13 protein-coding genes and 8 tRNA genes are annotated in these 13353 nt (G+C 40.8%); 17 read left to right on the forward strand and 4 right to left on the reverse strand.

Annotated features, from left to right (window positions below; genetic code table 11):
- Positions 1 to 266: 266 nt before the first annotated feature.
- The 3 genes from EDC44_RS04345 to EDC44_RS04355 all read right to left on the reverse strand — a co-directional run bounded on the left by EDC44_RS04345 (position 267) and on the right by EDC44_RS04355 (position 535).
- Positions 267 to 340, reverse strand: a tRNA-Cys gene (locus EDC44_RS04345).
- Positions 341 to 366: 26 nt separating this feature from the next.
- Positions 367 to 453 (reverse strand) — tRNA-Leu (locus EDC44_RS04350).
- Positions 454 to 459: 6 nt separating this feature from the next.
- Positions 460 to 535: transfer RNA gene (locus EDC44_RS04355), tRNA-Gly, on the reverse strand.
- 207 nt (positions 536 to 742) lie between these two features.
- Here EDC44_RS04355 and EDC44_RS04360 point away from each other — a divergent pair.
- The 17 genes from EDC44_RS04360 to coaD all read left to right on the forward strand — a co-directional run bounded on the left by EDC44_RS04360 (position 743) and on the right by coaD (position 11766).
- Entirely contained in the window at positions 743 to 1852 is a 1110-nt protein-coding gene (locus EDC44_RS04360) for a methionine biosynthesis PLP-dependent protein (RefSeq protein WP_131975753.1), read from the forward strand.
- Between the two features lie 62 nt (positions 1853 to 1914).
- Complete coding sequence (locus EDC44_RS04365) at positions 1915 to 2637, forward strand: phosphodiester glycosidase family protein (protein WP_131975755.1); 723 nt, start codon at positions 1915 to 1917, stop codon at positions 2635 to 2637.
- A 129-nt stretch (positions 2638 to 2766) separates the two neighbouring features.
- Positions 2767 to 2843 (forward strand) — tRNA-Met (locus EDC44_RS04370).
- Between the two features lie 4 nt (positions 2844 to 2847).
- Positions 2848 to 2932: transfer RNA gene (locus EDC44_RS04375), tRNA-Leu, on the forward strand.
- A gap of 30 nt (positions 2933 to 2962) precedes the next feature.
- Positions 2963 to 3037: transfer RNA gene (locus tag EDC44_RS04380), tRNA-Gln, on the forward strand.
- Positions 3038 to 3082: 45 nt separating this feature from the next.
- Positions 3083 to 3157 (forward strand) — tRNA-Gln (locus EDC44_RS04385).
- A 9-nt stretch (positions 3158 to 3166) separates the two neighbouring features.
- A tRNA-Ser gene (locus EDC44_RS04390) sits at positions 3167 to 3256 on the forward strand.
- Positions 3257 to 3430: 174 nt separating this feature from the next.
- Positions 3431 to 3955, forward strand: coding sequence for a 23S rRNA accumulation protein YceD (yceD, locus tag EDC44_RS04395; protein ID WP_131975757.1), 525 nt, complete (start codon positions 3431 to 3433; stop codon positions 3953 to 3955).
- 22 nt (positions 3956 to 3977) lie between these two features.
- Positions 3978 to 4148 (forward strand): 50S ribosomal protein L32, encoded by a 171-nt coding sequence (rpmF, locus tag EDC44_RS04400; protein WP_005544470.1) that lies wholly within the window; start codon positions 3978 to 3980, stop codon positions 4146 to 4148.
- A 22-nt stretch (positions 4149 to 4170) separates the two neighbouring features.
- Positions 4171 to 5199 carry a phosphate acyltransferase PlsX gene (gene plsX, locus EDC44_RS04405; protein ID WP_131975759.1) on the forward strand — a complete coding sequence of 343 codons (1029 nt, stop codon included), beginning with the start codon at positions 4171 to 4173 and terminating at the stop codon, positions 5197 to 5199.
- Between the two features lie 25 nt (positions 5200 to 5224).
- Positions 5225 to 6175, forward strand: coding sequence for a beta-ketoacyl-ACP synthase III (locus tag EDC44_RS04410; protein WP_131975761.1), 951 nt, complete (start codon positions 5225 to 5227; stop codon positions 6173 to 6175).
- A 25-nt stretch (positions 6176 to 6200) separates the two neighbouring features.
- Positions 6201 to 7139, forward strand: a complete 939-nt coding sequence (gene fabD / locus EDC44_RS04415; protein ID WP_131975763.1) for an ACP S-malonyltransferase — start codon at positions 6201 to 6203, stop codon at positions 7137 to 7139.
- A gap of 27 nt (positions 7140 to 7166) precedes the next feature.
- Positions 7167 to 7895 carry a 3-oxoacyl-ACP reductase FabG gene (gene fabG / locus EDC44_RS04420; protein WP_131975765.1) on the forward strand — a complete coding sequence of 243 codons (729 nt, stop codon included), beginning with the start codon at positions 7167 to 7169 and terminating at the stop codon, positions 7893 to 7895.
- 201 nt (positions 7896 to 8096) lie between these two features.
- Positions 8097 to 8327 (forward strand): acyl carrier protein, encoded by a 231-nt coding sequence (acpP, locus tag EDC44_RS04425; protein ID WP_131975767.1) that lies wholly within the window; start codon positions 8097 to 8099, stop codon positions 8325 to 8327.
- A gap of 204 nt (positions 8328 to 8531) precedes the next feature.
- On the forward strand, positions 8532 to 9881 hold the full coding sequence (locus EDC44_RS04430) for an anaerobic C4-dicarboxylate transporter (protein ID WP_131975769.1): 1350 nt from the start codon (positions 8532 to 8534) through the stop codon (positions 9879 to 9881).
- A 125-nt stretch (positions 9882 to 10006) separates the two neighbouring features.
- A complete protein-coding gene (gene waaA, locus EDC44_RS04435) occupies positions 10007 to 11284 on the forward strand; it encodes a lipid IV(A) 3-deoxy-D-manno-octulosonic acid transferase (protein ID WP_131975770.1) in 1278 nt (425 codons plus the stop codon).
- Between the two features lie 8 nt (positions 11285 to 11292).
- Positions 11293 to 11766 carry a pantetheine-phosphate adenylyltransferase gene (gene coaD, locus EDC44_RS04440; protein ID WP_131975772.1) on the forward strand — a complete coding sequence of 158 codons (474 nt, stop codon included), beginning with the start codon at positions 11293 to 11295 and terminating at the stop codon, positions 11764 to 11766.
- A 48-nt stretch (positions 11767 to 11814) separates the two neighbouring features.
- On the opposite strand, the gene lnt is transcribed toward coaD, so the two are convergent.
- A complete protein-coding gene (lnt, locus tag EDC44_RS04445; RefSeq protein ID WP_131975774.1) occupies positions 11815 to 13353 on the reverse strand; it encodes an apolipoprotein N-acyltransferase in 1539 nt (512 codons plus the stop codon).

Consider the following 13353-nt stretch of genomic DNA (forward strand, 5'->3'; position numbering starts at 1 on the left):
AAACAAATATTAACAACCGCTAATGAACGCATAAAAAATTTCTCCAAGGAAAGAAATTTTTTGACTGCACTTTTGTGGTATAAATTGCAAAAGTGCGGTCAATTTTTATGGTATTTTCACTGGTGTTTGAGATGTCAATGATCAATATAGCAAGCTTCTGGCATTTGATGGTGATATCCAAACCTAATGAAAACCAGTGGTCTCTTTCAATAAACCGCTCTTAATTGCTTTACATCACGTAGTAAGTGCGATGAAACTATACTTAATGGAGGCGTGTCCCGGAGTCGAACCGAGCTACATGGATTTGCAATCCAGTGCATAACCGCTTTGCTAACACGCCGTAGCCGAAATTCTGTGGAACTAAAATGGTGCCCGAGGGCGGACTTGAACCGCCACAGCTCGAAAGCCGAGGGATTTTAAATCCCTTGTGTCTACCGATTTCACCACTCGGGCTGAGAGTGGAGCGGGAAACGAGGCTCGAACTCGCGACCCCGACCTTGGCAAGGTCGTGCTCTACCAACTGAGCTATTCCCGCTTTGATTTTGATAACTTGTTATCGTCAATCAGTGCGGTGCATTTTACTTATTTCTGAAAATCTGTCAACGATTGATTTTAAATATTTTGTTTAACTGCTTAAAAAAAGTTCATTTTAATTAAATCGGGCTTTAATCGCCCCAAGCTTTATGACAGAATGAACGAATTCGTTTTTTATTGATAACTTTAAACTCGAGGCATTAGCATTATGACACAACAATATTCTATCGAAACTTTATTGGCTCAAGCCGGTAATCGTACGGATCCTAGAACCGGTTCAGTAGCAACTCCGATAATCCTTTCTACGGCGTATGGTCATCACGGTATCGGCGAATCAACCGGTTATGATTATACTCGCACCAAAAACCCGACCCGTACCGTATTGGAAGAAACGATCGCACAATTGGAGGGCGGGGATCGCGGTTTTGCTTGTGCTTCGGGGATGGCGGCAATTCAAATTTTAATGTCTTTATTTACCGCACCGGATGAATGGATTGTGTCTAGCGATGTGTACGGTGGCACTTATCGTTTATTGGATTTTGCTTATAAAAACCTGAACAGCGTGAAGCCGGTTTATGTGAATACCGCTTCAGTGGAAGAGATTGAAAAAGCTATCACACCAAATACTAAAGTCATTTTCGTAGAAACGCCATCGAATCCGTTAATGGAAGAGTGTGATGTGGCGGCGATTTCTGCTGTTGCGAAAAAATATAATTTGTTGTTAATTGTGGATAATACCTTCTTAACACCGGTATTGTTCCGCCCAATGGAACATGGTGCGGATATTGTGCTTCACAGCGGTACAAAATATTTAGCCGGTCATAATGATGTGTTGGTGGGATTGATTGTAGCGAAAGGGCAAGAATTATGCGATCGTCTGTTCTATATTCAAAACGGTGCCGGGGCAGTGTTATCACCCTTTGATTCTTACTTGACTATTCGGGGTATGAAAACTTTGGCATTACGTATGGAACGCCATGAGCAAAATGCAAAAGAAATTGTTAAATTCTTAAAAACACAGCCACAAGTTAAAGATGTGCTTTATGCGAATAAAGGTGGTATGGTGTCTTTCCGTTTACAAGATGAAAAATGGGTAAATCCGTTTTTAAAAGCTATGAAATTGATTACTTTTGCGGAAAGTCTAGGCGGACCGGAGAGCTTTATTACTTATCCGGCAACCCAAACTCATATGGATATTCCGGAAGTAGAGCGTATTGCTCGCGGAGTGGATAATACTTTATTGCGTTTCTCTGTGGGTTTGGAAAACGTGGAAGATATTAAAGCGGATCTACTACAGGCATTTATACAATTAGTTTAATGTGAGTTTTCAGTGACTCAGTGCCTGCCTTAAAACAGGCACTTAATTTTTACAGAATAGTTATGCTCAAAAATATTGTTCATTTTTTCGTTTTGTTATTCATCAGCCAAAACTGCTTTGGAAATTACCGCACTTTTACCGAAAACCAAGTGAAATATGGTGTATTTCAGGCGGAAGCCGATAAGGTGAGTTTTCATTGGAAAGATCCGCAAGGCAAAAATTACCGTTCGTTGACTGCGTTAAAAAATGCCTTATCGGAAACGCACCATATTCAAATGCTAATGAACGGGGGAATTTATGATAAAAATAATGAACCAGCAGGTTTATGGATTGAACAGGGCAAAACGCTGAAAAAGCTCAATACTAAACGGGGAACGGGAAATTTTCATATTCAACCGAACGGTGTATTTGCCATAACCAAAGGCAAAGCACAAATTCTGACAACGCAAAATTATCAAAAGGCCAAACTTAAGCCGGATTGGGCAATGCAATCCGGGCCAATGTTGATTATTAACGGCAAGCCAAACCGACAATTTAAACCCGGTTTGCAAAGTGTTTATAAACGCAATGCAGTATGTGTGACGAAGGAAAATAAATTATATTTCTTTATGACTTTATCCGGCGAACCGAATATGTATCATTTAACGCAAGCCTTGTTGAAGCAAGATTGTTATAATGCTTTGTATTTAGACGGTTCGATTTCTAATTGGTATATTACGGGCAAATTCAATTCTTTTCACTGGCAAGATTTCGTCGGAATCATTGCGGTTGGCGTTAAAAAATAAGCCTTTTGTTTATAATATAGTCTAATAAACCGCAAAAAAGATTTTTTTATAAAAAAAGGTTGACGAGTGACAGCATTATCCGCATAATACGCTCCGCAAAGCCGATATGGTGAACGTAAAATTTTTTATGGCTATGTAGCTCAGTTGGTTAGAGCACAACACTCATAATGTTGGGGTCACAGGTTCGAATCCCGTCATAGCCACCATTTTGCGGGACTGGCGAAATTGGTAGACGCACCGGATTTAGGTTCCGGCGCCGCGAGGTGTGTGGGTTCAAGTCCCTCGTCCCGCACCATTTAATCGAGTTTGCAAATCTTTTAGTAGGTGGGGTATCGCCAAGCGGTAAGGCACTGGGTTTTGATCTCAGCATTCCTAGGTTCGAATCCTAGTACCCCAGCCATACTATCAAATCTCTTTCTTTCTATAAAAATTCATAGAATTTTATTGGGGTATCGCCAAGCGGTAAGGCACTGGGTTTTGATCTCAGCATTCCTAGGTTCGAATCCTAGTACCCCAGCCATATAACCACGGAGGAATGGTCGAGTGGTTGAAGGCACCGGTCTTGAAAACCGGCGAGGGTTTACGCCCTCCGTGAGTTCGAATCTCACTTCCTCCGCCATTAACTTAATTGACCATAAGTTATTTAATTTTCTCTGTATTTCTTAATTTTAGTTATTATCTGCAAAATTTATTTATTTTTCACCGCCTTTCTTGTTGCTATTTGTAGGAAATTCGCAAAAAAATCACAATTCCCTTTGACTATTTGACCGGATAAGGGTAATATTCGCACCCTATGCAAAAGGTAAAACTACCCTTAACCGTGGATCCGGTTAAAGACGCTCAACGAAGATTGGATTATGTAGGTTATTATTCACCTAGCCAGCTTCAACGTCTTACGGAATCCGTCGGTCAAGTGCTCAGTGATGCTGAGGTTACATTATCATTTTTTATTGATCCGCAAAAATTAGTGGTGATGAAAGGTTATGTCAGAGCGGATGTAGAATTAATCTGCCAACGTTGTGACAAACCGTTCGCACAAGTAATTGAAAGCGAGTTTTGCTACAGCCCGATAGCAAATTCGGATCAAATTGATGTATTGCCCGAAATTTATGAACCGATTGAGTTTAACGAATTTGGTGAAATAGATTTAATCGGAACGATTGAAGACGAATTAATTCTTAGTCTGCCGCTCGTGCCGATGCATACACCTGAACACTGTGAAGTGTCCGTGGCTGAACAGGTTTTTGGCGAATTGCCCGAAGATTTGGCAAAAAAACCGAACCCGTTCGCTGTATTAGCTAGTTTAAAGCAAAAGTAACTTAAATTTAGGAGTATGGCCAATGGCTGTTCAACAAAATAAAAAATCTCGTTCACGTCGCGATATGCGTCGTTCTCACGATGCGTTGACTACTGCAGCAGTATCTGTAGATAAAGCAAGCGGTGAAACGCATTTACGTCACCATGTAACTGCTGACGGTTACTATCGTGGTCGTAAAGTGATCAATAAGTAATTTCCTCATATAAGGTAATCACTTGAGTCGTCTAACCCTTGCGTTAGATGTAATGGGCGGGGACATAGGTCCCCGTATTACTATCCCCGCATCTATCAAAGCGTTGGAATCCGATCCAATGCTCAGTTTCTTATTGTTTGGCGATAGCCGGCAGATTCTTCCGCTACTCGAAAATATTCCCGCTCAACTGAAAGATCGTCTTACCGTTTGCCATTGTTCCCGTGTGATTGAGAATGAGCAAAGTCTTACTTATGCTTTGCGTCACAGCAAGGGCACATCAATGCGTTTGGCAATTGAGGCGGTGCAAAAAGGTGAAGCTCAAGGTTGTGTGAGTGCGGGAAATACCGGTGCTTTAATGGGATTGGCAAAAGTCATTTTACAACCGTTGAAAGGTATTGCTCGTCCCGCATTGTTATCGATCATCCCTACTATCAACGGTAAAAAATCCGTGATGTTGGATTTGGGAGCGAATATTGAGTGTTCGGCAGAACATTTGTACCAGTTTGCATTAATGGGGGCGATTTTTACCGAGCACACCCTCGGATTGATTTATCCTCGGGTTGCCTTGTTAAATATCGGTATAGAAGAAATTAAAGGCTATAAATCCATTCGAGAGGCGGCAGAAATTATCAAAAAAGATACCGCACTTAATTACACGGGATTCATTGAAGGAAATATGCTGCTTAACGGACAGGCTGATGTAATCGTGAGTGATGGTTTCATTGGGAATATTGCCTTAAAAACAATGGAGGGTACGGCTAAAAATTTAGTCGCATTATTATCCGGCGGATCACATAGCCATGTGCGTCGATATTTTAAATCTATCATGCAGTTTTTGTTTAAGCGATTCTTTAAACAATCTTATGAGCGTATCAGCCGAATGAATCCCGAACAATATAATGGTGCATCTTTAATCGGCTTAACAGCTGTCGTCGTGAAGAGTCATGGTTCAGCAACGGAAAATGCCTTTTATTATGCGATTAAAGATGCTGCATTACAGGCTCGCCAACAAATTCCGGCAAAAATTTTGGCCGGATTAGAAAGAAATTAATTAAACTCTGAATTGAGAAATTGATATGTATAGTAAAATCTTAGCAACCGGCAGTTATGCCCCGAAAAATATTAGAACTAATGCAGACCTGGAAAAAATGGTGGATACTTCTGATGAATGGATTACACAACGCAGTGGTATCAAAGAACGCCGTATTGCTGATGATCATGAAACTGCCGCAACAATGGCAACAGAGGCTGCAAAGCAATGCTTGCAAGCTGCCCGTATTGATGCTAATGAGATCGATTTAATTTTAGTCGCAACTACTACAAACAGCCATGCTTACCCGAGTGCAGCTTGTCAAGTACAAGGATTACTTGGGATTCAAGATGCTATTGCCTTTGATTTGGCTGCGGCCTGTACCGGTTTTATTTATGCGTTAAGCGTCGCGGATCAATTTATTCGTACCGGTAAAGTGAAAAAAGCCTTGGTTATCGGTTCTGATTTAAATTCTCGTCATTTGGATCCGGAAGATCGCGGCACTATCGTATTATTCGGTGACGGTGCCGGTGCGGTAATCTTGGAAGCCAGCGAACAAAGCGGTATTATCTCAACTCATTTACACGCTTCCCTGGAAAAAGCGGAAATGTTGATGTTGCCGCAAGAATCCCGCAACAGTGAGAAATCCGGTTATATTGTTATGCAAGGTAATGAAACCTTTAAATTGGCGGTGCGTGAGCTGTCGAATGTGGTGGAAGAAACATTAACGGAAAATAATTTGGATAAATCCGCTTTAGATTGGTTGGTGCCGCATCAAGCGAATTTACGTATTATTTCGGCTACGGCAAAAAAATTAGAAATGGATATGTCTAAAGTAGTAGTAACATTGGATCGCTACGGCAATACCAGTGCGGCAAGTATTCCGATGGCATTGGATGATGCCATACGCGATGGACGTATTCAACGTGGCGAATTACTTTTACTCGAAGGTTTTGGCGGTGGTTGGACTTGGGGTTCAGCTTTAGTACGTTTCTAATTAATTGAAATAACAGGAAAAAAGAATGAAAAAATTTGCAATGGTATTCCCGGGACAGGGTTCCCAAGCCGTGGGTATGTTGGCAGAATTGGCAACAGAATACCCAGTCATCGAAGTTACATTCAAACAAGCCTCAGAGGCTTTAGGCTATGATTTATGGGCATTAGTACAAAAAGGCCCGGCAGAAGAATTAAATAAAACTTGGCAAACTCAACCTGCACTTTTGGCGGCTTCCGTAGCGATTTATCGTGTATGGCAAGAAAAATACCCAAGTTTACAACCACAAGTGATGGCAGGTCATAGCTTAGGTGAATATTCAGCTTTAGTATGTGCCGGTGTGATGGATTTCCAAGATGCGATCAAATTAGTGGAGCTGCGCGGTAAAGTGATGCAGCAAGCCGTGCCGGAAGGTACCGGTGCAATGTATGCAATCATCGGTTTGGATAATGAAGCGATTATCAATGCGTGTAAACAGGCGGAGCAGGGCGAAGTGGTTTCAGCGGTGAACTTTAACTCACCGGGTCAAGTAGTGATTGCAGGTAGCAAAGCGGCGGTTGAACGTGCTGCAGCATTATGCAAAGAGGCCGGTGCAAAACGTGCATTACCGTTAGCGGTAAGCGTACCTTCGCATTGTGCATTAATGAAACCGGCTGCAGATCAATTGGCAATTTCTCTTGAAAGTATCTCAGTGAAAACCCCAACGACACCGGTATTGAATAATGTGGATGTGAAAGCTCAAACAGAAAGTGATAAAATTCGCACCGCACTTGTGCGTCAGCTTTACAGCCCGGTTCGTTGGACCGAAACCGTTGAAAAAATGGCGGCAAACGGCGTTGAAGTATTGGTAGAAATCGGACCGAATAAAGTCTTAACCGGCTTGACAAAACGTATTGTGGCAGATTTACAGGCAGCGGCAGTGAATGATTTGGCATCATTGACTGCGGTTGAAGAGTTGTTAGCGTAGCCCATTTATTAACATAGAGGATAAAATATGCAAGGTAAAATCGCTTTGGTGACCGGTGCGACGCGCGGTATCGGTCGTGCAATCGCAGAAGAATTGGCGGCAAAAGGTGCAACTGTAATAGGTACTGCGACATCTGAAAAGGGGGCTGAAAGTATTTCGGCTTATTTGGGAGCAAGTGGCAAAGGGTTGGTTTTAAATGTGTCTGATTTCGCTTCTATTGACTCGACATTAGCAGAAATTAAAGCGGAATTCGGCGATATCGATATTTTAGTCAATAATGCCGGTATCACCCGTGATAATTTATTAATGCGAATGAAAGACGACGAATGGTTTGATATTTTACAAACCAATTTAACATCGGTTTATTATTTATCTAAAGCCATGTTACGTTCTATGATGAAAAAACGTGCCGGTCGTATTATTACTATCGGTTCCGTAGTCGGTTCAAGCGGTAATCCGGGCCAAGCTAATTATTGTGCGGCAAAAGCAGGTTTAGTTGGTTTTAGCAAAGCATTGGCAAAAGAAGTGGCTTCTCGTGGTATTACGGTAAATGTCGTGGCTCCGGGCTTTATTGCAACGGATATGACGGAAATTTTAACGGACGAACAAAAAGCCGGTATTTTATCTCAAGTGCCTGCGGGTAAATTGGGTGAACCGAAGGATATTGCTAAAGCGGTGGCGTTCTTAGCTTCCGAGGATGCCGGATATATTAACGGAATTACGCTGCATGTGAACGGCGGAATGTATATGAGCTAAGATTTTTAAGATAAAAGCTGACAAAAGTATTATCTTAATGCTAAAATCTAGCAAGCTATGTAACTTTGGTTATGTATGCTGAAATTGAAGTAACAATTTTGGGTGGTTTAACCACTCCTTAGAAAGTTGAAACCTCAATGAATAATACATAAACTATTCATCTCATCGCTTTAAAGCGAAAACTACAATAGGAAAAAACAAATGAGCATTGAAGAACGCGTAAAAAAAATCATTGTTGAACAATTAGGCGTTAAAGAAGAAGAAGTTAAGCCGGAAGCATCTTTCGTTGAAGATTTAGGCGCAGACTCTTTAGATACAGTTGAATTAGTAATGGCTTTAGAAGAAGAATTCGATATTGAAATTCCTGATGAAGATGCTGAGAAAATTACAACTGTTCAATCAGCTATTGATTATGTTCAAAACAATCAATAAGATGTATTTAGGCGGTTTTTCTAACCGCCTAAAATTTTTTTATTTCCTACCGCACTTTTCTTTATCTTTTTTGTTTATTTCTCCATCCCGTGAAATTTGATCTAAATTAATAAATCGTATAAATCTTAAAATTTTCATTGTGAAATACCACAAATTAAGTATGATCTTGAACAGTTTTTATTCTTAATTTTTAAAGGTGAATTTATGCTCTATTTAGAATTTTTATTTCTATTATTGATGCTTTATACCGGTAGCCGTTTTGGTGGTATCGGTTTAGGGGTGATTTCCGGAATTGGTTTGATTATCGAAGTATTTGTATTACGTATGCCGATGGGTAAAGCGCCGATCGATGTAATGTTGATTATTCTTGCGGTGGTGACCTGTGCTTCTATTCTTGAAGCTGCCGGCGGCTTAAAATATATGTTACAAATCGCAGAGCGTATTTTGCGTAGCAATCCGAAACGTGTCACCTTACTTGGTCCATTGGTAACTTATATTATGACCTTTATGTTAGGTACCGGTCACTCAGTATATTCTATTATGCCAATTATTGGTGATGTTGCGTTAAAAAATAAAATTCGTCCGGAACGTCCAATGGCAGTGTCATCCGTGGCATCACAGCTTGCCATTACATCAAGCCCATTATCCGCAGCAATTGCTTATTATTTAACACAAATTACTAAAATTCCGGGTTATGACCACATTTCATTGTTAAACATCATTTCTGTGACAATTCCGGCGACTTTCTTAGGTACATTGGCAATGGCATTATATAGCCTACGTCGCGGTAAAGAATTAGAGGATGATCCGGAATATCAACGTCGTTTGCAAGATCCTGTATGGCGTGAGCGTATTTTAAGTACGACTTCTACTTCTTTAAACGACGAGCTACCGAAATCAGCAAAATTGTCCGTTTATTTATTCCTATTGTCTTTAATTGTAGTTGTTATTATCGCCATGTGGCCTGAAGTGCGTACTATCGGTGAAGTGGTCGATGGTAAAGCCGTGAAACCGATTTCAATGTCTTACGTGATTCAAATGATGATGTTGGCATTCGGCGGTATCATCTTAGTATTAACCAAAACCAATCCGCAAACCGTCCCGAATGGTGTGGTATTTAAATCCGGTATGGTGGCTTGTATCGCAATCTTCGGTATTGCATGGATGAGTGATACGTATTTCCAATATGCAATGCCTGAATTCAGAGCGGCTGTCACATCGATGGTTGAACATTATCCTTGGACATTCGCATTTGCCCTATTTGCGGTATCCGTAGTAATCAACAGCCAAGCGGCTACGGCGGTAATGATGTTGCCGGTTGGTATCCAATTAGGTTTGCCGCCAGCGGTGTTAGTGGGATTAATTCCAGCGACTTATGCTTACTTCTTTATTCCTAACTATCCGTCAGATATCGCAACAGTGAACTTTGACGTGACAGGTACAACTAAAATCGGTAAATACTACTTTAACCACAGTTTTATGGTACCGGGGTTAATTGGTGTAATAACAGCCTGTTTAGTGGGCTATACTTTAGCACATATGATTATTAAATAATTTATTAATATGCTGAAGTGCGGTTAAATTTTTAAAAGTTTGACCGCACTTTTTTATGGGAGAATACATAAATTTCTGTTGATATCAGCTATACTAAGCGTAATTTAATTTTCTGACTAAATTTTATGTTTCGTTTTTTATATACAATGGCAATGTATTTTGCCCAACCGCTGTTAATTTTATTCATGTTACTACGTAGCATCAAATCACCTAATTATCGTAAGCGATTGGCGGAACGTTACGGTTTTTATGGCATACTCACACCGCCCAAACCAAACGGCATTATTATTCATGCAGCTTCTGTCGGAGAAGTGATCGCTGCAACGCTGTTGGTTCATAAGATCCGAGAGAATTATCCTGATTTACCTATTACTATGACAACGGTAACGCCTACGGGCTCAGATCGTGTCAAAGCCGCGTTTGGTGATTCTGTAACGCATGTTTATTTACCCTATGATTTGCCTTATTCTTTACAACGCTTTATTCGTTTTGTGCAACCAAAAGCCTGTATTGTGATTGAAACGGAAATTTGGCCGAATTTGATTCGTCAACTGCACAATCGTCATATTCCTTTTATTGTAGCAAATGCACGGCTCTCTGCCCGTTCGACAAAACGCTATGCTTTGGTAAAAAGTAAATTTAAGAATATTTTAAACGATATCGCATTGATCGCACCGCAAGATGATATCAGCGGACAGCGTTATTTATCCCTAGGATATGATCCGACGCGTCTTCAGCTGACAGGAAATATTAAATATGATTTAGTGCTGAGCGACGGCTTGCTGAAAAACATTCGCACATTGTATGATCAATGGTCTGCCGGACGACCGGTGTGGATTGCCGCCAGCACGCATGAAGGCGAAGAAAGTATTGTGTTGGAAGCACATCGTATGTTATTGGAAAAATATCCCAATTTATTATTAATTTTAGTGCCTCGCCATCCCGAACGTTTTAATGCAGTGGCAGAACTTATTAATAAAACAGGGCTCAGTTATATTCGTCGCAGTCAACAAATCCCTCCAAGTCCCCAAACTCAAGTTGCTCTGGGTGATACTATGGGGGAATTAATGAAATTATACGGTATTGCCAATATCGCGTTTGTCGGCGGTAGTTTGGTAAAACACGGCGGGCATAATCCCTTAGAACCACTGGCATTTAAATTACCGGTGATTTCCGGAAAATATACTTTTAACTTTCCGGAAGTATTTACCAAATTAGTTGAAGTACAAGGAGTGGTGATTGTGAATGAAACCGCACAAGATTTGGCACATTCGGTGGATAATTTACTCAGCCATTATAATACCCGCATAGCCTATGGTGAAGCCGGCTATGAAGTGTTGGTGGAAAATCGCGGTGCATTAGATCGCTTACTTAATTTATTAAAACCATATTTAGAAAAATAGGATCGTTTATGCAAACAACAGTGATTTACCCCGGAACCTTTGATCCCATTACCAACGGACATTTAGATATTATTTGCCGAGCCGCTAAATTATTCCCGAGAGTGTTAGTGGCAGTGGCCTCCAATCCCACCAAAAAGACCTTGTTTTCTTTAGAAGAACGCGTGGAATTAGTGAAAAAATCTACCGCACTTTTAAATAACGTGGAAATTATCGGTTTCTCCGATCTTATTTCTAATGTGGTTGAGCAATACAATGTACAAGCAATTGTTCGTGGGGTTCGCACGGTAGCGGATTTTGAATACGAACTACAGCTTTCTCATTTATATCGTCATTTAAGTAAAAATGTTGAATGTCTTTTTCTGCCACCTTCCGAACATCATTCCTATATTTCTTCTACTATGATTCGAGAAATTACATTACACGGTGGGGATGTGTCGGGTCTGGTACCACAAGCGGTATTGGATAAGTTAAGCAATAGATAATAATTGATGTAATGGATAAAAATGTGGGATTTTTGTCCATTACACCTTCTATTTCGCGTTATTCTTAATTCTCCGCAGAATCACTGCGCCCAAAATCCGTATTAACACAAACATTAACGACATCACATATAACGGCATATTACCTAATATTGCATAAGGTGTTTTGCCTTCTGTCGGTGCGATTTTTCGGGTTAAATTCAATGATTCAAACTGACGGGCTTGTTCAACGATCTTGCCTTGTGCATCAATAAATGCGGTAATCCCCGTATTCGTCGCACGAATTACCGGTTTGCCTAATTCCAAGGCACGCATTCTTGCCATTTGCAGATGTTGCCACGGACCGATGGAATCGCCGAACCAGGCATCGTTGGAAATAGTCAGAATAAAATCCGTTTGCTTGCCGATATTGCGTTGCAACTGTGAACCAAAAATAATTTCATAGCAAATAGCAGATGTAAAATTTCGTCCTTGAACCATTAATGGTTCCTGCACTTCTGCTCCGCTTTGGAATGCAGACATCGGCAGATTAAACACCGAACCCAGCGGACGTAACAAAGATTCCAGCGGCACATATTCGCCAAATGGTACAAGATGATGTTTATTGTAACGGTTTGTAGTCGCCAGATTATAAGGTTGTTGACTGTTGCCCAACACAATAATGGAATTAAATAATTTCCCCATAGCGTTGTCTTCAAATACCGTGCCAAGAATAATTTCCGTGCCTGCTTTTTCTGCGGATTTTTGCCACGAGTCCAGCATTGGTGTTAGTTGGTTTTCCAACATGGGAATGGCGGATTCAGGCAGAATAATCACGTCGGACTTGCCTAAATTTTCCCGAATCAGTTCTTCATAAATACCGATCGTTCGGTATAAATAATCCGGATCCCATTTTAGATTTTGCTCAATATTGCCCTGTGCCAATGTGACGGTTAAGGCTTTTTCCGGTACTTCTTTCACAAACTGTTTTGATCCTGCGAAAGCACTTAATCCACCAACCACGGCTAACATCAATACACTGGCAACGGCAACATTGATTTTGCGATATTGACCGAACAAGGCAGAAATTAAGTTGAAAATGACCGCACTTACCCACATCACAAAGAAGGTTATGCCCGTTACACCGAAAATCGGTGCCAAACCGAAAAACGGGCTGTCAATTTGCGTATAACCGAATTGCAACCAAGGGAAACCGGTAAATAACCAACTCCGTAAAAATTCCGTTGCCGTCCAAATTACCGCAAAAAGCACCGCACTTTTAACTTGAAAGCGCTGCACGATGTACACAAAAAGCGTTGGAAATAAAGCTAAATACGCCGATAACAACACCACTAACAGATAGCTTACCACCAATGGCGAACCGCCAAATTGGTGAATACTTACGTGTAGCCAGCTTACACCAATGCTGAAAAAGCTCAGCCCCCATAAAAAACCGCTCCAAAGTGCGGTCTTTTTTGACGGATTTTTTGCGACGACAATTAAACCTAATAACGACACATAAGCTACACCCCAGTAATCAAAGGGGGAGAAGGCTAAAAAACCAATGGCACCAGAAACCAGTGCCATAATATAATAAACTATATTTTTCAT

The organism is Cricetibacter osteomyelitidis (assembly GCF_004340985.1).
In the GTDB taxonomy this organism is placed as follows: Bacteria; Pseudomonadota; Gammaproteobacteria; order Enterobacterales; family Pasteurellaceae; genus Cricetibacter; species Cricetibacter osteomyelitidis.